The organism is Streptomyces sp. SudanB182_2057 (assembly GCF_964272715.1).
GTDB classification, from domain to species: domain Bacteria; phylum Actinomycetota; class Actinomycetes; order Streptomycetales; family Streptomycetaceae; genus Streptomyces; species Streptomyces rubradiris.
On record NZ_OZ186798.1, the window covers coordinates 7424868 to 7444773 of the forward strand.

Here is a 19906-nt window from a genome sequence, read left to right on the forward strand (position 1 = left end):
GGTCCCGCCGGTCATGGCGACTCCGCCGCCGTGGCCACCTCCCGGGCCCACCGGTAGTCGGCCTTGCCGCTCGGGGAGCGCTGGACGGTGTCCGTGATCACCAACTGGCGTGGCACCTTGTAGCCGGCCAGGCGGGTGCGGCAGTGACGCTGGATGTCGGCCAGCGAGGGGCGCGGCGCGCCCGCGCGCAACTGGACCACGGCTGCCACGTGATTGCCCCAGTGGGCGTCCGGCACGCCGGCCACCAGCGCGTCGTACACGTCCGGATGCGCCTTGAGAGCCTGCTCGACCTCCTCCGGGTACACCTTCTCGCCACCGGTGTTGATGCACTGGGACCCCCGGCCCAGCACGGTGACCACGCCGTCCGCGTCGACGGTCGCCATGTCGCCGAGCAGCACCCAGCGCCGCCCGTCCCGCTCGAAGAACGTCTCCGCCGATTTCACCGGGTCGTTGTAGTAGCCGAGCGGCACGTGCCCGCACTGCGCGACCCGGCCGACAGCGCCCGCCGCGACCGGCTCCCGCGTCACCGGATCCACCACCCGGGTACGGGAGTTGACCCGGATGCGGAAACCCCGTCCGGGCCCCGCGTCCTCGGTGGCGGTGCCGTTGAAGCCGGACTCCGAGGAGCCGAAGTTGTTCAGCAGCAGGGTGTCCGGCAGCAGTTCGCGGAACTGCCGGCGGACCGTCTCCGACAGGATCGCGCCCGAGGAGGAGACGCTGAACAGCGACGAGCAGTCCGTGCCCCGCAGCGGCCCGGCGAGCGCGTCGAGCAGCGGGCGGAGCATCGCGTCGCCGACCAGCGACATGCTGGTGACCCGCTCCCGCTGTACCGTCCGCAGCACCGCTTCGGGGTCGAACTTGCGGTGCAGCACGACGCGTTGGCCGAAGTCGAACCCGATGAACGCGGTGAGCGTCGATGTGCCGTGCATCAGCGGGGGAGCGGGGAAGAAGGTGATTCCGGCGCCGCCCGCTGCGACCCGCTCGGCCAGTTCCTCCGGTGCCTTCACCGGATCCCCGGTCGGCGCCCCGCCGCCCAGCCCGGCGAAGAAGAGGTCCTCCTGGCGCCACATCACGCCCTTGGGCATGCCCGTGGTGCCGCCGGTGTAGATGATGAACAGGTCGTCACCGGAGCGGGCCGGGAAGCCGCGCCCGGGCGGCCCGGACGCCTCGGCCCGGTCGAACGGCACCGCTCCCGGCACCCCGCCCGTGCCTTCCCCCACCCGCAGCAGATGCCGCAGCCCCGGCGCCCGCGGCAGCGCCCCCGCCACCCGGTCCTCGAACTCCCCGTCGAAGACCAGCGCGACCAGGTCCGCGTCCCGATAGAGATACGCCAACTCGTCCTGGACATAGCGGTAGTTGACGTTCACCGGGACGATCCTGGCCTTCAGGCAGGCCAGTACCGTCTGCAGATATTCGACCCCGTTGTACAGGTGGAGGCCGAGGTGCTCCCCGGGCCGTACACCGCTGTCCGTCAGGTGGTGCGCGACGCGGTTGGCGGCGGCATCCAGCTCGGCGTACGTCAGCCGGCGTTCGGCGCCCGTCCCGGGATGGTCGAGGCAGACCAGCGCCTCGCGGTCCGGCACCGCGTCGACGACCGACTCGAACAGATCGGCAAGGTTGTACTCCACCGCTCCTCCTGACCCCGGGCGCCCGTGCCCGGCATCCGCCGGCTCGCCGGTCATCAGAGCAAAGGGCGGCGCGACTGTGAAGGCCCGGCGCCAAAGAATCTGACTGGCTGTCAGAAAACCCTTGCAGTGCCTCCCCGCCTACTGCAACCTGTTCTCGTTCTGACCGAGGGGAGTTGGCCCATGACCGGTACCGAACACCTCACCGTGCGGCGCGAGGGCGCCACCCTGGTGCTCACGCTCAACCGGCCCGACGCCCGCAACGCGCTGTCCCTCGCGATGCTCGTCGGCCTCTACGACGGCTGGCGGGAGGCCGACGCCGACGACACGGTCCGCTCGATCGTGCTCACCGGCGCCCAGGGCGTCTTCTGCGCCGGGATGGACCTGAAGGCGCTGGCCGGGAACGGCATGGCCGGACAGCACTACCGCGACCGGCTGGAGGCCGACCCCGACCTGCACTGGAAGGCGATGCTGCGCCACCACCGCCCCCGCAAACCGGTGATCGCCGCCGTCGAGGGCCACTGCGTCGCGGGCGGCACCGAGATCCTCCAGGGCACCGACATCCGGGTGGCCGGCGAATCCGCGACCTTCGGCCTGTTCGAGGTGCGCCGCGGCCTGTTCCCCGTCGGCGGCTCCACCGTCCGCCTCCAGCGCCAGATCCCGCGCACCCACGCCCTGGAGATGCTGCTCACCGGGCGCCCCTACACCGCCCGGGAAGCCGCCGGCATCGGCCTGATCGGCCATGTCGTGCCCGACGGCACCGCCCTCGCCAAGGCCCTGGAGATCGCCGAGCAGGTCAACGCCTGCGCCCCGCTCGCCGTGGAGGCCGTCAAGGCGTCCGTCTACGAGACGGCGGAGATGACCGAGGCCGACGGGCTCGCCGCCGAACTCGCCCGCGGTATGCCCGTCTTCGGCACGGACGACGCCAAGGAAGGCGCCCGCGCCTTCGCCGAGAAGCGGCCCCCCGTCTACAAACGCGCCTGACCCGAGGAGCCCCCATGCCCGAAGTCCTCTCCGCGCCGCTCGTCGTGGAGTTCCCGTTCACCCGCTCCCTCGGCCCCGTCCAGAGCGCCTTCCTCACCGGCCTGCGCGAACGCGTCGTCCTCGGTGTACGCACCACCGACGGCCGCACCCTCGTCCCGCCCGTCGAGTACGACCCCGTCACCGCCGCCGAACTGCGCGACCTGGTGGAGGTCGCCCCCACCGGCACCGTCACCACCTGGGCCTGGAACCACGCCCCCCGCCGCGGCCAGCCCCTCGCCACTCCCTTCGCCTGGGTCCTGGTCCGGCTCGACGGCGCCGACACCGCCCTGCTGCACGCCCTCGACGCCCCCGGCCCCGAAGCCGTCCGTACCGGCATGCGGGTGCGCGTCCGCTGGGCGGCGGAACGCACCGGGGCCATCACCGACATCGCCTGCTTCGAGCCCCACGACGGCGAACCCGTACGACCGGCCGGCCACACCGGCGCCTTCGAGCACCCGCTCACCGGCATCGTCACCCCCGCCCGCCTCGACTACACCTACTCGCCCGGCCGCGCCCAGTCCGCCTACATCAACGCCCTCGCCGCCCGGCGCATCGTCGGCGAACGCTGCCCCTCTTGCCGCAAGGTGTACGTCCCGCCCAGGGGTGCGTGCCCCACATGTGGCGTCGCCACAGCGGAACAGGTCGACGTGGGTCCCCGGGGCACAGTCACCACCTTCTGCATCGTCAACATCAAGGCCAAGAACCTCGACATCGAGGTGCCGTACGTCTACGCCCACATCGCCCTCGACGGCGCCGACCTCGCCCTGCACGCCCGGATCGGCGGCATCCCCTACGACCGGGTCCGCATGGGCCTGCGGGTGGAGCCGGTGTGGACCGAGGGGGCCCGCCACCCCGACCACTACCGGCCCACCGGCGAACCCGACGCCCCCTACGAGACGTACAAGGAGCTGCTGTGACCGGCCGTCACACGCCCGGCCCCCGGGACATCGCCGTCGTCGCCTTCGCCCAGACCGGCCACCGGCGCTCCACCGAGGACACCTCCGAGGTCGAGATGGTGATGCCGGTCCTGCACGAGGTCCTGGCGCGGACCGGCCTGAAGACCGCCGACATCGGCTTCACCTGCTCCGGCTCCAGCGACTACCTGGCCGGCCGCGCCTTCTCCTTCACCCTCGCCCTCGACGGCGTCGGCGCCTGGCCGCCCATCTCCGAGTCGCACGTCGAGATGGACGGCGCCTGGGCGCTGTACGAGGCATGGACCAAACTCCTCACCGGGGACGCCGACACCGCGCTCGTCTACTCCTACGGCAAGTGCTCACCCGGCTCGGTACGGGACGTCCTCACCCGCCAGCTCGACCCCTACTACGTCGCCCCCCTGTGGCCCGACTCCATAGCCCTCGCCGCCCTCCAGGCCCAGGCACTCATAGATGCCGGGCACACCGACGAAGCCGCGCTGGCCGCCGTCGGCGCCCGCAGCAGGGCCGACGCCGCGGCCAACCCGCACGCCCAGCTCACGGGACGTGTCCCGCAGGGCGACTACGTCGTACGGCCGCTGCGCACCGGCGACTGCCCACCCATCGGCGACGGCGCCGCCGCCGTGCTCCTCGCGGCCGGGGACCGGGCCCGCGACCTGTGCGAACGCCCCGCCTGGATCCGGGGCATCGACCACCGCGTCGAGGCCCACTCCCTCGGCGTACGCGACCTCACCGACTCACCCTCCACCCGGCTCGCCGCCGAGCGGGCGGGCGCCTTCGAACGGCCCGTCGACACCGCCGAACTGCACGCCCCGTTCAGCTCCCAGGAGGTGTCCTGCGCCGGGCCCTGCGCCTGGACGACAGTGTCCGCGTCAACCCCTCCGGCGGCGCCCTCGCCGCCAACACGGTCATGGCCGCCGGGCTCGTCCGCGTCGGAGAGGCCGCCACCCGCGTCCACCGCGGCGACTCCGACCGGGCCCTCGCCCACGCCACCTCCGGCCCCTGTCTCCAGCAGAACCTGGTCGCCGTACTCGAAGGGGATCCACGATGAGCAAGGAGCCCGTGGCCGTCACCGGGATCGGCCAGACCAAGCACGTCGCCGCCCGCCGGGACGTCTCGATCGCCGGACTCGTCCGCGAGGCCGCCACGCGCGCCCTTCAGGACGCGGAGCTGACCTGGGCCGACATCGACGCCGTCGTCATCGGCAAGGCACCCGACTTCTTCGAGGGCGTGATGATGCCCGAGCTGTACCTCGCCGACGCCCTCGGCGCCGTCGGCAAACCCATGCTGCGCGTGCACACCGCCGGCTCCGTCGGCGGATCCACCGCGCTCGTCGCCGCGAACCTGATCGCCGCCCGCGTCCACCGCACGGTCCTCACCCTCGCCTTCGAAAAACAGTCCGAGTCCAACGCCATGTGGGGCCTGTCCCTGCCCATCCCCTTCCAGCAGCCGCTGCTCGCCGGAGCCGGCGGCTTCTTCGCCCCCCATGTGCGCGCCTACATGCGACGCAGCGGCGCCCCCGACACCATCGGCGCCCTCGTCGCCTGCAAAGACCGCCGCAACGCCCTGAAGAACCCCTACGCCCACCTCCACGAACACGACATCACCCTGGAAAAGGTGGTGGCGTCCCCCATGTTGTGGGACCCCATCCGCTACTCCGAGACCTGCCCGTCCTCCGACGGCGCCTGCGCCATGGTCCTCACCGACCGCGCCGGAGCAGCCCGCGCCCCCCGGCCGCCCGCCTGGCTGCACGGCGGCGCCATGCGCAGCGAACCCACCCTCTTCGCCGGCAAGGACTTCGTCTCCCCGCGGGCCGGCCGGGACTGCGCCGCCGACGTCTACCGGCAGGCCGGGATCGCCGACCCGCGCCGGGACATCGACGCCGTCGAGCTGTACGTGCCGTTCTCCTGGTACGAGCCGATGTGGCTGGAGAACCTGGGCTTCGCCGCGCCGGGCGAGGGCTGGAAACTCACCGAGTCCGGGGTGACGGCGCTCGACGGCGACCTGCCCGTCAACATGTCCGGCGGCGTGCTCAGCGCCAACCCCATCGGTGCCTCCGGCATGATCCGCTTCGCCGAGGCCGCCCTCCAGGTGAGCGGCCGGGCCGGCGACCACCAGGTGGACGGGGCCCGCCGGGCGCTCGGACACGCCTACGGCGGCGGCTCGCAGTTCTTCGCCATGTGGCTCGTCGGCTCCGAGCCCCCCGACTCCTGACGGCCCCGGCCGGGCAATCCCGGCGACCGCCCGGCGGACGGGCAGCGGGACGACCGGGGCCGCACCGCCGCAAAGATCGCCCTCGCGCGCCCTGTCCGCCGTAGCGACCGGTCGCTAGGCTGACCCGCGGACGACGAACCGGGAGGAGCACGGACGTGGCCGAGAGCACCACCCAGCACAAGCCGCTCGCGGGCTGGGACAAGCCGGAGCTGGACCTCAGCAAGGCCGAGTGGCAGTCCAGCAGCCGAGGGCTGGGCGATGTCCAGATCGCCTTCGTCGAGGGCTTCATCGCGATGCGCAACAGCGGCCGGCCGGAGAGCCCGTCCCTGATCTTCACCCCCGCCGAATGGGGCGCCTTCGTCTCCGGCGCGCGCGAAGGCGAGTTCGATCTCACCTGAACCGGGGGTGTCACCCACGGATTTCCGGACACGCGACCGGCAGCAACCCCGCCGGGGCCGGACCTGAGCCAGGCTGGCCCCAGCAAAAGGGGAAGGTCGTGTTCCGGAGGTGAGAAGGATGAACGCCACGCCGGTCATCGCCGCGGTCGACGGGTCCGCCGACAGCCTGCGTGCCCTGGACTGGGCCCTGGACGCCGCCCGCCACCGCGCGGCACCGCTGCGAGTGGTGCACGTACGGCAGTACGCCGCCTGGGGCCAGGCGGGCGTACTGGTCGCCGGACCGCCCGACACCGAGGACGACCCGGTCCTCGGCGAGGTGCGCACCCGGCTCGGGGACCACGCCGGGGAACCGGCCGTGGAGTACGTCGCCCTGGAAGGCGTACCCGGCGCCGTCCTGCCCGAACTGGGCGACGACGCCCAGCTGTTGGTGCTCGGCTCCCGGGGCCGCGGCGGCTTCGCCAGCCTGCTGCTCGGCTCCAACGGCCTCGCCGCCGCCCGGGACGCCCGGTGCCCCGTGGTCGTCGTGCCCCCGCCCGGCCGCGAGGTCCACGGGGAGGCCCCCGCCGAGCCCGGGCCCCGGGTGGTCGTCGGACTGCACGCCGACAGCCCCGACGAGGACGTCCTCGCCTTCGCCTTCGCGGAGGCCGCCCTGCGCCACGCCCGGCTCCAGGTGATCGCCGCCTATCCCTGGCCGGCGCCGACCTGGTCCGCGCCCGGCCAGCCGGTGCCGCCGCCGGCCGACCAGGACGCCGTGGCCGAGGAGATCCGCACCCTCGCCGACGGCTTCCTCGCCCCGCACCGTGAGCGCCACCCCGAAGTCCGCGCCGGCGCCGAGGCACTGCCCGGCGACGCGGCCGGCCACCTGGTCGCCGCCTCCAAGGACGCCGCACTCGTGGTCGTCGGCCGGCACCGGCGGCGACTGCTCGCCCCGGCCCGCATGATGGGCTCGGTCACCCAGGCCGTACTGCTGCACGCGGCGAGCCCCGTCGCGGTGGTACCGCCCGCCCCGCACCGGGAATGAGGCCCGGGCAGGCGACCTAGCACACCGCACCGCGCCCCGCAATCCCCCCGGAGCCGACCGGCGCTCCGTCGGCTGTGGGGTGCGACGCCATGGTGCCCGGACACACCCGCGCCTACGGTTCCGCCACCCCCGCCGCTCCGGCACCGTCCGTGCCGGAGCGGCCGGGGTCCGTGTGTCCACCGAAGGAGCCGCCATGTCCTTGCCCCCGCTGCGCGGGGCCCCCGGAGCGCGCCCGCGCACCCGGCCGCTGCCCCGCTTCCTGCCCCGCCTGCTCGCCGTCCTCGCCGTCGTCCTCGGCACCGCGCTCGCCGCCCCGGCCCCCGAGGCCCGCGCCGCCGTCACCCTCACCAAGGTGAGCGGCTTCGGGTCCAACCCGGGCGCCCTCACCATGTACGTGTACCGGCCCGCCACCCTGCCGGCCCACCCCGCGGTGGTGGTGGCCCTGCACGGCTGCACCCAGAACGCCCAGCTCTACGCCGACCACTCCGGGCTGCCCCGGCTCGCCGACGAGGACGGCTTCCTGCTGGTGCTCGCCGAGACCGGCACCGCCAACAACGTGAACAAGTGCTTCAACTGGTTCCAGTCCGGCGACAACCGGCGCGGCCAGGGCGAGGCCCTGTCCGTCCGGCAGATGGTGAGCCACGCCGTCACCGCCTACGGCGCCGACCCGGGCCGCGTCCACGTCACCGGCCTGTCCGCCGGCGGCGCCATGACCGCCGTCATGCTCGCCGCCTACCCCGACGTCTTCTCCGCGGGCGCCGTCGTCGCCGGCCTGCCCTACGACTGCACCAAGGACAACAGCCCCTACCTCTGCATGAACCCCGGCGTCGACCGGAGCCCCGCCGAGTGGGCCCAGCGGGTGCGCGACGCCCACCCGTCGTACACCGGGCCCTGGCCGCGCGCGGCCATCTGGTACGGCGACCAGGACACCACCGTCGTACCGCGCAACGCCACCGACCTGCGCGACCAGTGGACCGCCCTGCACGGCCTGTCCCAGACGCCCACCCGGACCACGGCCATCGGGCCGGACGGCACCCGGCAGGAGCAGTACCTGGCCGCCGACGGCACCGTGGCCGTCGAGGTCGCCCGGGTCCCCGGCATCGGCCACGGCACCCCGGTCGACCCCGGCACCGGCGCCGAGCAGTGCGGCGGTACCGGGGCCCCGTACTTCCTCGACTCCATCTGCTCCAGCCGCTGGATCGCCCGGTTCTTCGGCCTGGACACCACCGGCCCCGGTGACCCCGACCCGGGCGACCCGGATCCGGGCGACCCCGACCCCGCCGCCTGCTGGACGGCGAGCAACTACGCCCACGTCCAAGCGGGACGGGCCACTACCAGCGGCGGCTACACCTACGCCGTCGGCTCCGGCCAGAACATGGGCCTGTACAACACGTTCGTCACCCACACCCTGAAGGAATCACCCACGGGCTACTTCACCCTCGCAGACACCGCGTGCCCCTGACCACACGTCAGCGCCTGTACAACGCCGCCATGGTGGTCGGCACCGCCGAACGGGCCGCCATCATGGCGACCCCACACATGTCCGGAACACCCACACCACCCCTAGCCTCCAGCGCGTCCCCAACCCGCCGGAGGAGCCGTATGTTTCCGCACCGAAGAGAACACCGCGCCCGGCGCACCCCGCTCGGCGCCCTGGCGCTCGCCACCGTCTGCGCGCTCCTGGCCACCCCGGCCACCCCGGCCGGCGCCACGACCACCGACCCCGGGAACCCCGACGCCCACTGCGCCGCACGCGCCCTGCTGCGCGTACCCGGCGCCGCCCGACAGCGGACCGACTGCCTCGCCGAGCTGACCACCGCAGGCACCGTCGCCTCCGGCCACACCGACCCGGCCGACTACGCGGGCCTCACCCCCAAGAACCTGCCCACCCCCACGGGCGTCCCCGGCATCCAGATCGACGGCTACTTCCCGGACACCTCCACCACCAACACCAACCACGGCTGGCACCACGACTCCCAGTTCGTGATCCGGCTGCCCGACCACTGGAACGGCGGCCTGGTCGTCGCGGGCACCCCCGGCAACCGCGAGCAGTACGCGGGCGACCGGGCCATCGCCGACTGGGTCCTCGCCCGCGGCTACGCCTACGCCGCCACCGACAAGGGAAACACCGGCACGGCCTTCTTCCGCGACGGCCGCCGGCCCGGCGACGCCATCGCCGAATGGAACACCCGGCTCACCCAGCTCACCCGCGCCGCCCGCACCGTCGTCACCCGGCGCTACCACCGGCCCCCGGCCCGCACCCTCGCCACCGGCCTGTCCAACGGCGGCTACCTGGTGCGCTGGCAACTGGAACACCACCCCGAGCTCTATGACGGCGGGGTCGACTGGGAGGGCACCCTGTGGCGCGCCGACGGCCCCAACCCGCTCACCTTCCTGCCGGCCGCCCTGCGCCACTACCCCGACCACGCCGCCGGCGGCCCCCGCGCCGCCGAGGCCACGGCGGCGATGCACCGGGCCGGCTACCCGGCCGGCTCCGAGTTCCTGTGGCCGTACCACCACCAGGTCTACTGGGACCTCACCCAGCGCCTCTACCGTGAGGAACTCGACCCCGGCTACGACGGCGCCACCGAGGCGGGCACCCCGTACTGCGCCTCCGGCACCCCCGGCTGCGACGCCGACTACGCCTACCCGGCCCGCCCCGCCGCCGTCCACCGGGCGGTCGACCGCATCGCCCTGACCGGCCGCATCGGCAAACCCCTGATCACCCTCCAGGGCACCCTCGACGTGCTGCTCCCCATCAGCCAGGGCTCCGACGTCTACGCCCGCATGGTCCACGCGGCCGGCCGAGGTTTCCTGCTGCGCTACTACCGCATCGAGGACGGCACCCACACCGACGCCCTGGCCGACGCCTTCCCGGACCGGCTGCGCCCGATGGTGCCCTGCCACCGTGCCGCGTTCACCGCCCTGGAACGCTGGATCGCCGGAGCGGGCCGCCCACCGGCGGACCACACGGTCCCCCGCCCGCCCGGCGCGGACCCCGCCACCCTGCTCACCAGCTGCCCGCTGGGCTAGCCGGTCTCCCGGGCGCCCACAGGTCACCTGGTGGGGCAGGGGCACGTACCATGGCCGCATGTCGTTCCTCCGCCGCCGCAGCGCGACCCCCGCCGGACCCGACTTCGACGTGCTGGCCATGGACCCGGGCGACTGGCCGGGCAATCTCGGCGCGGGCCTGCTGCCCGCTCCCGACGGCACCTGCCAGGGTGTCTTCCTGCGCTACGACCTGTTCGGCGGACGCGGCCCCGCCATGATCATCGGCAATCTCCCGGAGGGTTCCCCGGCCCGCGACGTCGCCGAGGGCGAGATCCCCTTCGAGGTGGGACAGCTGCTGCTGGCGCTGGAGAACGACGAGGAGGTCACCGTCGTCGGCACCGAGGACACCCCGGTGCTCCAGGGCGACAACCTCCTCATCGTGCGGCGGCTGAAGCTCTCCGAGAGCCGGATCTCCTGCGTCCAGTTCGACCGCAGCGACGGCGTGCTGGTGACCATCGCCGCTTGGGACCGGCCCATCACCGACGACCTGTACGCCCTGCTGAAGCCGCTCCCGGCGGAACTGTTCCAGCAGGGCTGAGTCCTCACCGGCCCGCCGCGGCCCCGTCCTCGACCGTCACGTCCGCGGCCCGGACGAAGGCGATCCGGTGGCCGTACTGGATCTCGTAGTACCGGTCCTCGCCGACCACCACCCGGTGCGCGTCCGGGGTGAAGGTGACCGCGTAGTAGTACTCGCCCGGCATCTCGTCACCGACCACATAGCGCTGCCCGGCCGGGATCGTGTACGGCAGCGGCACCACCGACTGGGCGGGGACGCCCGCCGGATAGGCCGCCCTCTCCGGATAGGCACGGCCGTACACCGGGACGCTCGCCAGACCCTCGCGAGGGGTCACCACCAGGCCCCTCGCGGGCACCGCCGTCCGCCGTCCGGCCGGGTCGCGGAACCAGGCCCGCTGCCCCAGGTACCAGATGGCCGTCCAGTCGCCCCAGCGGCCGGCCACCGCGTACTGCTGGCCGGTGGAGACCCGCGAGGACAGATCGTTCACACCGTCGGTCGGGTCCGTCCGCAGCCCGATGTCCCTGACCAGCGGCGCGCTCTCGTCGTGGTCCGTGTACAGCCGCACCTCGCCCGAGCCGTGCGCCGGGCACGGCTCGCCCTTGGCGGCGCAGCCGGTGTACACGGGCCGGTTCGCGTCGTAGTCCGGCAGCACCGTCAGCACGCCCGAGTGCGGGCCGGCCGTGGGCCCCAGTGGCCGGCCCAGGAGCCGGAAGTAGTGCCGCCAGTCCCAGTACGGGCCCGGGTCCGTGTGCATCCCGGGGACGGTGGAGGCGGTCGGCCCGGGCACGTTGTCGTGGCCCAGGATGTGCTGCCGGTCCAGCGGGATGCCGTACGTCCTGGCCAGGTACCGCACCAGCCGCGCCGAGGAACGGTACATCTCCTCCGTGTACCAGGCGTCCGGAGCGGCCAGGAACCCCTCGTGCTCGATGCCGATCGAGCGGGCGTTGACATCCCAGTTGCCCGCGTGCCAGGCCACGTCCTTCGCCTTCACGTGCTGGGCGATCAACCCATCGGTCGAGCGAATCGTGTAGTTCCACGACACATAGGTGGGGTCCTGGATCAGGTTCATGACCCCTTCCCAGGAGCCCTCCGTGTCATGGATGACGATGTACTTGATCCGCTGGGAGGCCGGGCGGTCGCCGAGGTCGTGGTTGCCGTAGTCGTCGTCCCCGAACTCCTCGTACGGTGCCGGGACCGAGGTGCAGGAGACCGACCGGGGGCACTCGGTGCCGTCCGCGGGCGGCGGGCGCAGGCCCGCCCGCCGCAGCCGCCCGGTGTCGGGGACGGTCCCGGGCCGGGCGGCCAGGGTCACCAGTTGGCCGTCGTCCGTGACCCGCTCCTCGCCGGTGCGCAGCACGTCGTACACGTCGTCGGCGTACGCGGTGGCGGTCGCCGTGTCGTCGGCGCCGGAGAACCGGGCCACCGCGGCGTACCAGTCGGCCGGGTCGGCGCTCGCCGGTCCGCCCAGCTCCTTCTGCGCGGCGGCGAGCAGCGCGGCACCGCCGGCCACGTTCGCGGCCGGGTCCGAACGCAGCCGCGCGGCCGGGACACCGGTCAGCTCCGCGGCCTTCGGCAGGGTCCGCAGCCGGGCCGGGACCGCCGAGGGTATGGGAGCCCCGGCGGCGGGGCGAGACGCCGCGGGGCGCAGCGCGGCACGGCCGGTGTCGCCGCGGGGATCCTCCGCGCCCCCGGCGAAATGCTCCCCGGCGAGGTGCTCCCCGGTGAAGTGTTCCGGGGCGGACCGCGCGGCGGTGGCGAGCGCGGTACGCGCGTCGGTGAGGTGCATCGGGCCGTAGCCGCCCGTCACACTCGGCGCACCACCGTGGCTGTCCCAGCGGGACTGGAGGTAGGACACGGCCAGCAGCACGCTCTGCGGCACGTGGTAGTCGGCCGCCGCTGTGGCGAACGCCCGCTGCAGACGGCCGGCGGAGGAGTCCGGGGCGGGATGCGCGGGGGCCGCGCCGAGCAGCGACAGCAGCAGGGCCGAGGAGACGAACGGGACGGCGCTCCGCAGCGGACGTCCGGGGCCGGCCGGGGCTGGGGGAGCGGTGGCGTGTCTTCGCAAGGCGGCCTCCAGTGAAGGGCGGGGCGTGCGGCACCGGGTGGGTCAGTCGTACCGGTTCACCGACGACCCGTCAACGACGCCGCCAGTAGGGGGAGTTCGCACGTTACGAGCCTGTTCCTGGTGAGGGATTCGTTGGGCTTGCCGCTCGGGTCGCCGACGGCCTTGGCGCGGGCCGGAGAAGCCGCGCGCGTCGCCTACGGGCCAGTGGGTGCCGACGTGTTCTTGTCGGAGCCCACTGGCCACGTCGACGAGCGGGGACCGCTCCGGTAGCTCCGCGCCGCCCGAGGGGTGGGCCGCCGGTGGACCCACACCTCCAGCCGGAGCGCCGAGTCGTCAGGACGGCACGGCGGGGCAGTGGGTGTGCCGGGGTGGGACTGTCAGGTCGGTGAGGTAGCTGTCCACGGTGTTCTCCATGCACGGGCCGTTGGTGACGCTGCCATGGCCGTGGCCCTCGTAGGTGAGGAGCACGCCGCTGCGGCCTAGTAGTGCTTCGTTACGTTGAGTGATCACGGCTGATGGTGGGCAGCTTCCTGGAGTGAGGTTGGGGGAAGTGGAACGGCTCCGGGGCGAGTTGGCGGAGTTCGTTGCCGATGTGTTCGGGTCGTTTCCGCGGCGGGATCAGCGGCGGTGGGGCGAGTGCTATCTGCGAGGCTTGATGCTCGATGGCCGGCGCAAGTCCATCCAGCCGATGGCCGAGCGTCTGCCGGACGGGAACATGCAGGCCCTGCAGCAGTTCGTGAACCAGTCGCCGTGGGATCCCTTACCGGTGAGGCGGCGGATCGCCGAGCGGTTGTGCGAGGCCATCCGCCCTGAGGTGTGGGTGATCGACGACGTGTCGTTCCCCAAGTGCGGCACCGCGTCGGTGGGTGTGGCCCGCCAGTACTGCGGAGCGGTCGGCAAACGGGCGAACTGCCAGGTCGCGGTCAGTGTCCATGCCGCCACCGACACCGCCTCATGCCCGCTGCAGTGGCAGTTGTATCTGCCGCGTGAGTGGACGGACGAGCCGGACCGGTGCCGCAGGGCAGGAGTCCCCGACGACGTGGTGCACCGGGAGAAGTGGCGTCTGGCGCTCGGCCTTTTGGACACGCTCGCCCAGTGGCAGTTGAAGGCGCCGGTCGTGGTCGCCGACGCCGGCTACGGCGTCAGTACCCCGTTCCGGCTCGGCCTCCAGGCGCGAGGGCTGTCCTATGTCCTGGCCCTGAACGGGAAGGAAGTCGCTCACTTGGAGGATGCCGAGCCGCACCAGCCTGCTTATGGCGGGCTCGGACCACCCACCCTTCCCCGCTACCGCACCCCACCGCGAGCCGTCTGCGTCCTCGCCGCGCAGGCGGGTGCCAAGCAGTTCACCGAGGTGACCTGGAGGCAGGGCAGCAAAGGCGCGATGACCTCACGGTTCGCGGTGCTGACCGTGCGGCCCGCGGGCAAGCAGTCCCTGGCCGCAGCTCAGGAGGCCGGCGGCGGCCGCAACCAGTGGGACGGCGTCCTGCCCGTCCAGACACTCCTCATCGAATGGCCGGACGGCCAGGACACCCCGACGGACTACTGGATATCGAACCTGCCCGCCACCACACCAGTCGCTGACCTGGTGCGGTGGGCCAAGATGCGCTGGCGGATCGAGCACGATTACCGCGAGCTCAAGCACGGCCTCGGACTGGACCATTTCGAGGGCCGCACCTGGCGCGGCTGGCACCATCACGTCACCCTCGTCACCGCCGCACAAGCCTTCCTCACCCTCAGGCGGCACGACCCAAAAGCCCGCATACCGGCCTGACCCTCTACCAGGTCCTCGACGCTCTTCAGGACCTGCTGAGGTGCTGGACCGGTACCTGCGCCACCTGCGGACGACCCCTGCCCAGCCCTCGGAGAAGCCGCAGACAGCCCAGAACCTAACGAAGCACTACTAGTTGCCGGGCCACCGAGACCGCCCACGGGTAGCCGGTGGCGGGGTCGTGCAGCGCGTTGGACACCAGGATGGGCGGGGCGCCGTGTACGTCCAGGCGGTGCTGCGGGTTGGTGGTCGGCGCGCCCAGGCATGCCGCCGCCATGTGGACCGGCAGCAGGTAAGGCAGATCGGGCGCCGTCGTGTGCATCATGGCGACCAGCGAGGCGTACTCCGCGTAGTCGCGCACCGGCAGGTGCCAGTCCGAGCAGAAGACCGGGGTGGCCGGAGGCAGCGGCGCTATCGAGGTGGGTGACGCCGGGAGCGGCTCACTGGCCTCCATACCCGCGATCGCCGTGGCCAGGCCCGCGTAGTCGGCCTTGTTCACCGCTCAAGCATTCAGCAAGCGTGTCACCGAGGGCCCGGGACACCGCACATGGGACACCGCACATGGCTCGTGGTGCGCCACCGCCGGTGGCGCACCACGAGCCGTTCTCCGTCGTCAGCGGGTGCCGACCGCCGCGCGCACCGCCCTGCGGGCCATCTGGCAGTCGTCGTGCAACCGCCGCAGCAGCAGCCGCTGTTCCTCACCGGACGGCACGCCACCAGGCGGCGTGGCGCCCGGGGGCACCGGGGCCGCCTCCTGCATCGAACGCTGCACGGCCGTCTCGTAGGTGCGGATCTCACGGGTCAGCAGCAGCATCAGATTCACCAGGAAGGCGTCCCGGGAGGCCGGGCCCGCCGACTGGGCGAGCTGGCTGATGTGGCGCCGGGCCACCGGAGCGGAGTCCCCGAGGGCCAGCCACAGCGTCGCCAGGTCGTAGCCCGGCAGGTACCAGCCCGCGTGCTCCCAGTCCACCAGCATCGGACCGGCCGGGGACAGCAGGATGTTCGACAGCAGGGCGTCGCCGTGACAGAACTGGAGCATGCCCTGCCGGCCCACCTCGTGGGCGATGCCGTGCAGCAGCTTCTGCAGGTCGCCGAGGTCCCGGTCGGTGAGCAGGCCCAGCTCGTGGTACCGGGAGATGCGGGCCGCGTAGTCCAGCGGCATGTCGAAGGTGCCCGCCGGGGGCCGCCAGGCGTTCACCCGGCAGATGGCACCGAGCGCGGCACGGAGATCCGCGCGCGGCGGTGCCTCCATCGGATGCCGCTGGAACGCCACCGGACGGCCCGGCAGCCGTTCGATCACCAGCGTGCAGTTGTCCGGGTCCGCCGCGATCAGCCTCGGCACCCGCACCGGCGGGCGGTGCCGGACGAACGAGCGGTATGCGGCTATTTCCTGACGGCTCCGCTCCACCCACGCCGGCGTGTGGTCCAGGAGGCACTTGGCCACCGCCGTACCGCGTCCCGTCGTCCCGACCAGGAGGACCGACCGCCCGCCCGGACGCAGCACCTGCACCGGGACGAACTCGGGGCAGATCTGCTGCACCGAGGCGAGTGCGGTCCGCAGCCGCGCGCCCTGCGGGCCGGACAGGTCCAGCCGTCCGCTGAGCGGCTGGGTCCCGGGCCGGCCCGGAACCCGCCGCGGCCGGCCCACCCCCGGTACCGGGACACCGGGACGCGCCACCGGGTCCAGGTACGGCCCGCCACCCGCAGGACGGGTGCGCAGCGGCCGGGCCGGGGCGGACACGGAGGACGATGCTGCGTACATGGGAAAGACAGATCCCTTCGTGTGCCTGCTGTGCCTGCCTGTACGTCCGCACTCCGAACCCGTGCTCGCGGATGCGTGCCCCGTGAGCGTGGTTTCGGGAGCGTACGCCCACCCGACCCGGCCCTCCGGGCACACCCTGGGGAATGTGCCCGGCATGTGCGACCGGATGGCCGTCACCGGGAGGTGGCGGACCAGGTCGGGGTGGCGCTTTCCTACCTGACACCCGATGAGTGGTGGCACACCATCTGGCGCACCCTGGCGAACCGTGGCGAATAGTCGCCCGGCAACCCGCACCCGGCTACTGTCAACTCAGCCGAGAACCTGGGGGCTTGACGTGAGCGGACGACCCAACACCCGCCTTGCGGACCTGTTCGGCCTGGCCGGCTGGTCGAAGGGCGAACTCGCGAGGCTGGTCAACCGGCAGGCGGCGGCCATGGGCCACCCCCAGCTGGCGACCGACACCTCCCGGGTGCGGCGGTGGATCGACATGGGAGAGATCCCGCGCGATCCCGTGCCGCGGGTGCTGGCGGCCCTGTTCACCGAGCGTCTCGGCCGTGTCGTGACCATCGAGGACCTCGGTCTGGTACGGCAGGGGCGTGCGGGGAAACGGCAGGGCGACGGGATCGAGGAACACCCCGACGGCCTGCCCTGGCCGCCCGAGCGGACCGCCGCGGTCCTCACCGAATTCACGGGAATGGACCTCATGCTCAACCGACGCGGCTTGGTGGGCGCGGGCGCCGCGCTCGCCACGGGATCCACACTCAGCGGTGCCATGTACGAATGGCTGCACACCGACCCGGCCCTCAGGGCCGACGCCCCTGTTCTCGACGACCCTTTGCACGTCGACCCGGCCGGGTTCGACCGGTACGAGGCCGCCCCCGTCGGATCCCAGGAGATCGAGGCGCTGGAGCGCTCGGTCGAGGTGTTCCGGGCCTGGGACGCGGCCCGTGGCGGCGGCCTCCAGCGCAAGGCGGTGGTGGGCCAGCTCAACGAGGTGGGCGGCATGCTCGCCTATCACCATCCCCCCCACCTCCAGCGGCGCCTGTGGGGCGTCGCCGCCAACCTCGCCGTCCTCGCGGGCTGGATGTCGCACGACGTCGGCCTGGAACCCACGGCGCAGAAGTATTTCGTGATCGCCGCCCACGCCGCCCGGGAGGGCGGTGACCGGCCGCGCGCGGGCGAGGCGCTGTCCCGGGCGGCCCGGCAGATGGTGCACCTCGGCCGCCCGGACGAGGCCCTGGACCTGATGAAACTGGCCCAGTCCGGCGCGGGAGACGGTCTCCAGCCCCGTACGAAGGCGATGTTCCACACCATCGAGGCCTGGGCGCAGGCGGCGATGGGCAAGGGGCAGGCGATGCGCCGCACGCTCGGCCGGGCGGAGGACCTGTTCGTCAGCGACCGGCAGGACGCGGCGACACCGGACTGGATGCAGACCTTCAAGGACGAGGACCTGTACGGCATGCAGGCGCTCGCCTACCGCACCCTGGCGGAGTTCGACCCGAACGCGGCCGGGACCGCCCAGCACTACGCGCAGAAGGCCCTCGCCCTGCGGGTGGACGGACGGGAGCGGTCGAAGATCTTCGACCATCTCTCCATGGCGTCGGCCTGCTTCATCGCCGACGACCCCGAACAGGCCGACCGCTACGCGCGGCTGGCCCTGATGGCGATGGGCTCCAACTCCTCGCGCCGCACCTGGGACCGGCTGCGGCAGATGTACCGGCTGACCGCGCAGTACGCCGGCTACCCCGGGATCCGGGAGCTGCGCGAGGAGATCAGAATCGCCCTGCCCAAGCAGCGGGCCAAGAAGGACGGTGCCGGCGCGCAGGTGTAGGGGACCTGCGCGCCGCCCGGCCCGAGGGGTCGGTTGTCCTTACGCGGTGACCTTGGCGGCGAGCACGCACGCGTCGTCCTCGCGTCCGGGGCCGCCGAACGCCTCGACGACCGTGCGCACACAGTCCCGTGCGGTCTGCGCGGGGCCGAACCGGGGGGCGAGGCCGAGCAGCCGGTCCACGGTCGCCCTCCCGTCGTGTTCCGGCAGCAGTGCGCCGGTGTGCAGCAGGAGCAGGTCGCCCGGCCGCAGGGTGACGGCGGACTCTTCGTAGCGGGCTTCCGAGGAGGTGCCGAGGGGGGTGCTGTCCGGCGCGTCCAGCGGGCGTCCCGTCCCGTCGCGGTACAGCAGCGGGGCGGGGTGTCCGGCACGCGCCCACAGGAGGGTGCGGGTCGAGGGCTGGTAGCGGCAGCAGACGGCGCTGCCGACGGCGGGCCGCGCGGCGGTGCCGAGCAACCGGTTCAGCAGGGTGAGCAGCCGGCCGGGCCGGGTGCCGGCCATCGCCATGCCGCGTACGGCACCGAGCAGCATCGCCGTGCCGGAGGCGTCGGCCACGCCCTGTCCGGTGAGGCCGCCCACGGTGAGCTGGGTCTGGCCGTCGGCCAGTTCCAGCGCGTCGTGCCAGTCCGCGCCGATCAGGGTGGCGGTCGCGGCGGGGAGGCGGTGGGCGGCCAGGTCCAGGGCCGCCGGCCCCTGGTGCGGCAGTCGCAGGGAGCCGTGCCAGGGCGGCGGCACGGCCTCCTGTGACCCGTCCGCGATCCCGCGCCCGGTCTGCCGGTGCCGGTGCAGCGAGTCACGGGTCTCGGTCACCGTCCGCTGGCTGCGGCGCAGTTCGCTGATGTCGCGCAGCACGGCCCACATGGAGGTCGTGCCGCCGTCGGCGCCGAGCACGGGCTCGCCCATCATGTGCACGGTGCGTACGGTGCCGTCGGGCCGCACGACGCGGAACTCGCCATCGATCGGCTTGGCGTCGACCAGGCAGGCCGTCACCATCTCGGTGAGTTTCGGCCGGTCCTCCGGCAGGATCAGACCGGGCAGCTCGTCCAGGGTGAGGGCGGGGCCGGCCGGGTCGAGGCCGAGGAGCCGGTACAGCTCCGCCGACCAGGTGGCCCGGTCGGTCAGCAGGTCCCACTCGGCGCTGCCGACGCGGGCGAGCAGCGAGCCGTCCGGGGCGGCGGGCGGCGGTTCGGGCCGGGCGGGGCCGGGCGGCGGGCCGTCCCGCAGCTGGGCCAGGTGTGCGTCGATGTCGTTCAGCTGGCGCAGGGCGAGGTCGTACAGGGCGCGCTGCCAGCGTTCCTCGGGGTCCGCGCCGTCGCCTCGGGTGTCACGCCGTACGGCGTCCACATCGCCCTTGAGCCGCCGCGTCTGCCTTATCAGCGCCTCGACCGACCCGCGGCCGGGCGGCTGGGCGGCTGGGCGGTCCGCGGAGACTGGGGACGGCATGACGCACTCCGGAATGGGGGGAACGGTACGGCGGGCGACGGCGGGGACCGTTACGACTCTCGCACAGCCCGCGACCGCCTGTAAGGGATTTGGCAACACACGTTACGGTGGTGCCTCAGGCATATGCCAGAGTCCTCCCGGCGGGATCCATGGGGACGAAAAGCCTGCCCGCAGCGGTGCCCAAGTCGTAGGAATCGTACGTGTGTTGGGTGAGACGGGCGGTCCGGGCCCGGGGCTCGGGCGGGCGTTCGACAGCGCC

General features: G+C 73.2%; 15 protein-coding genes and 2 pseudogenes. 11 read left to right on the forward strand and 6 right to left on the reverse strand.

The genetic code is table 11. From position 1 onward, the window contains the following. Positions 1 to 11 precede the first annotated feature (11 nt). Positions 12 to 1628, reverse strand: coding sequence for an acyl-CoA synthetase (locus ACSURM_RS33130; protein ID WP_436959551.1), 1617 nt, complete (start codon positions 1626 to 1628; stop codon positions 12 to 14). 180 nt (positions 1629 to 1808) lie between these two features. On the opposite strand from ACSURM_RS33130, the gene ACSURM_RS33135 reads away from it, so the two are divergent. From ACSURM_RS33135 to ACSURM_RS33175, 9 genes and pseudogenes are all read left to right on the forward strand, one after another. After that, positions 1809 to 2609 (forward strand): crotonase/enoyl-CoA hydratase family protein, encoded by an 801-nt coding sequence (locus ACSURM_RS33135; protein WP_436959553.1) that lies wholly within the window; start codon positions 1809 to 1811, stop codon positions 2607 to 2609. 14 nt (positions 2610 to 2623) lie between these two features. Beyond that, positions 2624 to 3565: a Zn-ribbon domain-containing OB-fold protein gene (locus ACSURM_RS33140; RefSeq protein ID WP_436959554.1), complete on the forward strand. Its 942-nt coding sequence runs from the start codon at positions 2624 to 2626 to the stop codon at positions 3563 to 3565. After that, a pseudogene (locus tag ACSURM_RS33145) lies at positions 3562 to 4631 on the forward strand (thiolase domain-containing protein). Before ACSURM_RS33140 ends, ACSURM_RS33145 begins: the two are co-directional and overlap by 4 nt. After that, a complete protein-coding gene (locus tag ACSURM_RS33150; RefSeq protein ID WP_436959556.1) occupies positions 4628 to 5794 on the forward strand; it encodes a thiolase domain-containing protein in 1167 nt (388 codons plus the stop codon). The pseudogene ACSURM_RS33145 and the gene ACSURM_RS33150 overlap by 4 nt, the downstream one beginning before the upstream one ends. A 155-nt stretch (positions 5795 to 5949) precedes the next feature. Then, positions 5950 to 6192 carry a DUF397 domain-containing protein gene (locus ACSURM_RS33155; RefSeq protein WP_030602884.1) on the forward strand — a complete coding sequence of 81 codons (243 nt, stop codon included), beginning with the start codon at positions 5950 to 5952 and terminating at the stop codon, positions 6190 to 6192. A gap of 118 nt (positions 6193 to 6310) precedes the next feature. Next, on the forward strand, positions 6311 to 7213 hold the full coding sequence (locus ACSURM_RS33160; protein ID WP_436959558.1) for a universal stress protein: 903 nt from the start codon (positions 6311 to 6313) through the stop codon (positions 7211 to 7213). 193 nt (positions 7214 to 7406) lie between these two features. Continuing rightward, on the forward strand, positions 7407 to 8675 hold the full coding sequence (locus ACSURM_RS33165) for an extracellular catalytic domain type 1 short-chain-length polyhydroxyalkanoate depolymerase (protein ID WP_436959560.1): 1269 nt from the start codon (positions 7407 to 7409) through the stop codon (positions 8673 to 8675). Positions 8676 to 8815: 140 nt separating this feature from the next. Next, positions 8816 to 10246 (forward strand): 3-hydroxybutyrate oligomer hydrolase family protein, encoded by a 1431-nt coding sequence (locus ACSURM_RS33170; RefSeq protein ID WP_436959562.1) that lies wholly within the window; start codon positions 8816 to 8818, stop codon positions 10244 to 10246. 58 nt (positions 10247 to 10304) lie between these two features. Next, the gene (locus ACSURM_RS33175) at positions 10305 to 10802 is read left to right on the forward strand and encodes a hypothetical protein (protein WP_030783931.1); all 498 of its coding nucleotides are present in this window, start codon (positions 10305 to 10307) and stop codon (positions 10800 to 10802) included. Positions 10803 to 10806: 4 nt separating this feature from the next. Here the strand turns inward: ACSURM_RS33175 and ACSURM_RS33180 are convergent, their stop codons facing one another. Beyond that, positions 10807 to 12846 (reverse strand): N-acetylmuramoyl-L-alanine amidase, encoded by a 2040-nt coding sequence (locus ACSURM_RS33180; RefSeq protein ID WP_436959563.1) that lies wholly within the window; start codon positions 12844 to 12846, stop codon positions 10807 to 10809. A gap of 333 nt (positions 12847 to 13179) precedes the next feature. Beyond that, positions 13180 to 13356 (reverse strand): alpha/beta hydrolase, encoded by a 177-nt coding sequence (locus tag ACSURM_RS33185; protein WP_436959564.1) that lies wholly within the window; start codon positions 13354 to 13356, stop codon positions 13180 to 13182. A 25-nt stretch (positions 13357 to 13381) separates the two neighbouring features. On the opposite strand from ACSURM_RS33185, the gene ACSURM_RS33190 reads away from it, so the two are divergent. After that, positions 13382 to 14617, forward strand: a complete 1236-nt coding sequence (locus ACSURM_RS33190) for an IS701 family transposase (RefSeq protein ID WP_436953732.1) — start codon at positions 13382 to 13384, stop codon at positions 14615 to 14617. A gap of 130 nt (positions 14618 to 14747) precedes the next feature. On the opposite strand, the pseudogene ACSURM_RS33195 reads toward ACSURM_RS33190, so the two are convergent. Both ACSURM_RS33195 and ACSURM_RS33200 read right to left on the reverse strand, forming a co-directional pair. Further along, a pseudogene (locus ACSURM_RS33195) lies at positions 14748 to 15107 on the reverse strand (alpha/beta hydrolase); the annotation flags it as partial. 120 nt (positions 15108 to 15227) lie between these two features. Continuing rightward, the gene (locus tag ACSURM_RS33200; protein ID WP_436959565.1) at positions 15228 to 16376 is read right to left on the reverse strand and encodes an aminoglycoside phosphotransferase family protein; all 1149 of its coding nucleotides are present in this window, start codon (positions 16374 to 16376) and stop codon (positions 15228 to 15230) included. 334 nt (positions 16377 to 16710) lie between these two features. Between ACSURM_RS33200 and ACSURM_RS33205 the strand changes: the two genes are divergently transcribed. Next, positions 16711 to 18207, forward strand: coding sequence for a DNA-binding protein NsdB (locus ACSURM_RS33205; RefSeq protein ID WP_436959566.1), 1497 nt, complete (start codon positions 16711 to 16713; stop codon positions 18205 to 18207). A gap of 39 nt (positions 18208 to 18246) precedes the next feature. On the opposite strand, the gene ACSURM_RS33210 is transcribed toward ACSURM_RS33205, so the two are convergent. Then, positions 18247 to 19647 (reverse strand): PP2C family protein-serine/threonine phosphatase, encoded by a 1401-nt coding sequence (locus ACSURM_RS33210; RefSeq protein WP_436959567.1) that lies wholly within the window; start codon positions 19645 to 19647, stop codon positions 18247 to 18249. Between the last annotated feature and the right edge of the window lie 259 nt (positions 19648 to 19906).

Bases quoted from the DNA above. Each gene is read 5' to 3' on its own strand.
- ACSURM_RS33150 (WP_436959556.1), top strand. From the start codon at position 4,628: ATGAGCAAGGAGCCCGTGGCCGTCACCGGGATCGGCCAGACCAAGCAC.
- ACSURM_RS33175 (WP_030783931.1), top strand. From the start codon at position 10,305: ATGTCGTTCCTCCGCCGCCGCAGCGCGACCCCCGCCGGACCCGACTTC.
- ACSURM_RS33135 (WP_436959553.1), top strand. From the start codon at position 1,809: ATGACCGGTACCGAACACCTCACCGTGCGGCGCGAGGGCGCCACCCTG.
- ACSURM_RS33210 (WP_436959567.1), bottom strand. From the start codon at position 19,647: ATGCCGTCCCCAGTCTCCGCGGACCGCCCAGCCGCCCAGCCGCCCGGC.
- ACSURM_RS33170 (WP_436959562.1), top strand. From the start codon at position 8,816: ATGTTTCCGCACCGAAGAGAACACCGCGCCCGGCGCACCCCGCTCGGC.
- ACSURM_RS33160 (WP_436959558.1), top strand. From the start codon at position 6,311: ATGAACGCCACGCCGGTCATCGCCGCGGTCGACGGGTCCGCCGACAGC.
- ACSURM_RS33200 (WP_436959565.1), bottom strand. From the start codon at position 16,376: ATGTACGCAGCATCGTCCTCCGTGTCCGCCCCGGCCCGGCCGCTGCGC.
- ACSURM_RS33140 (WP_436959554.1), top strand. From the start codon at position 2,624: ATGCCCGAAGTCCTCTCCGCGCCGCTCGTCGTGGAGTTCCCGTTCACC.
- ACSURM_RS33165 (WP_436959560.1), top strand. From the start codon at position 7,407: ATGTCCTTGCCCCCGCTGCGCGGGGCCCCCGGAGCGCGCCCGCGCACC.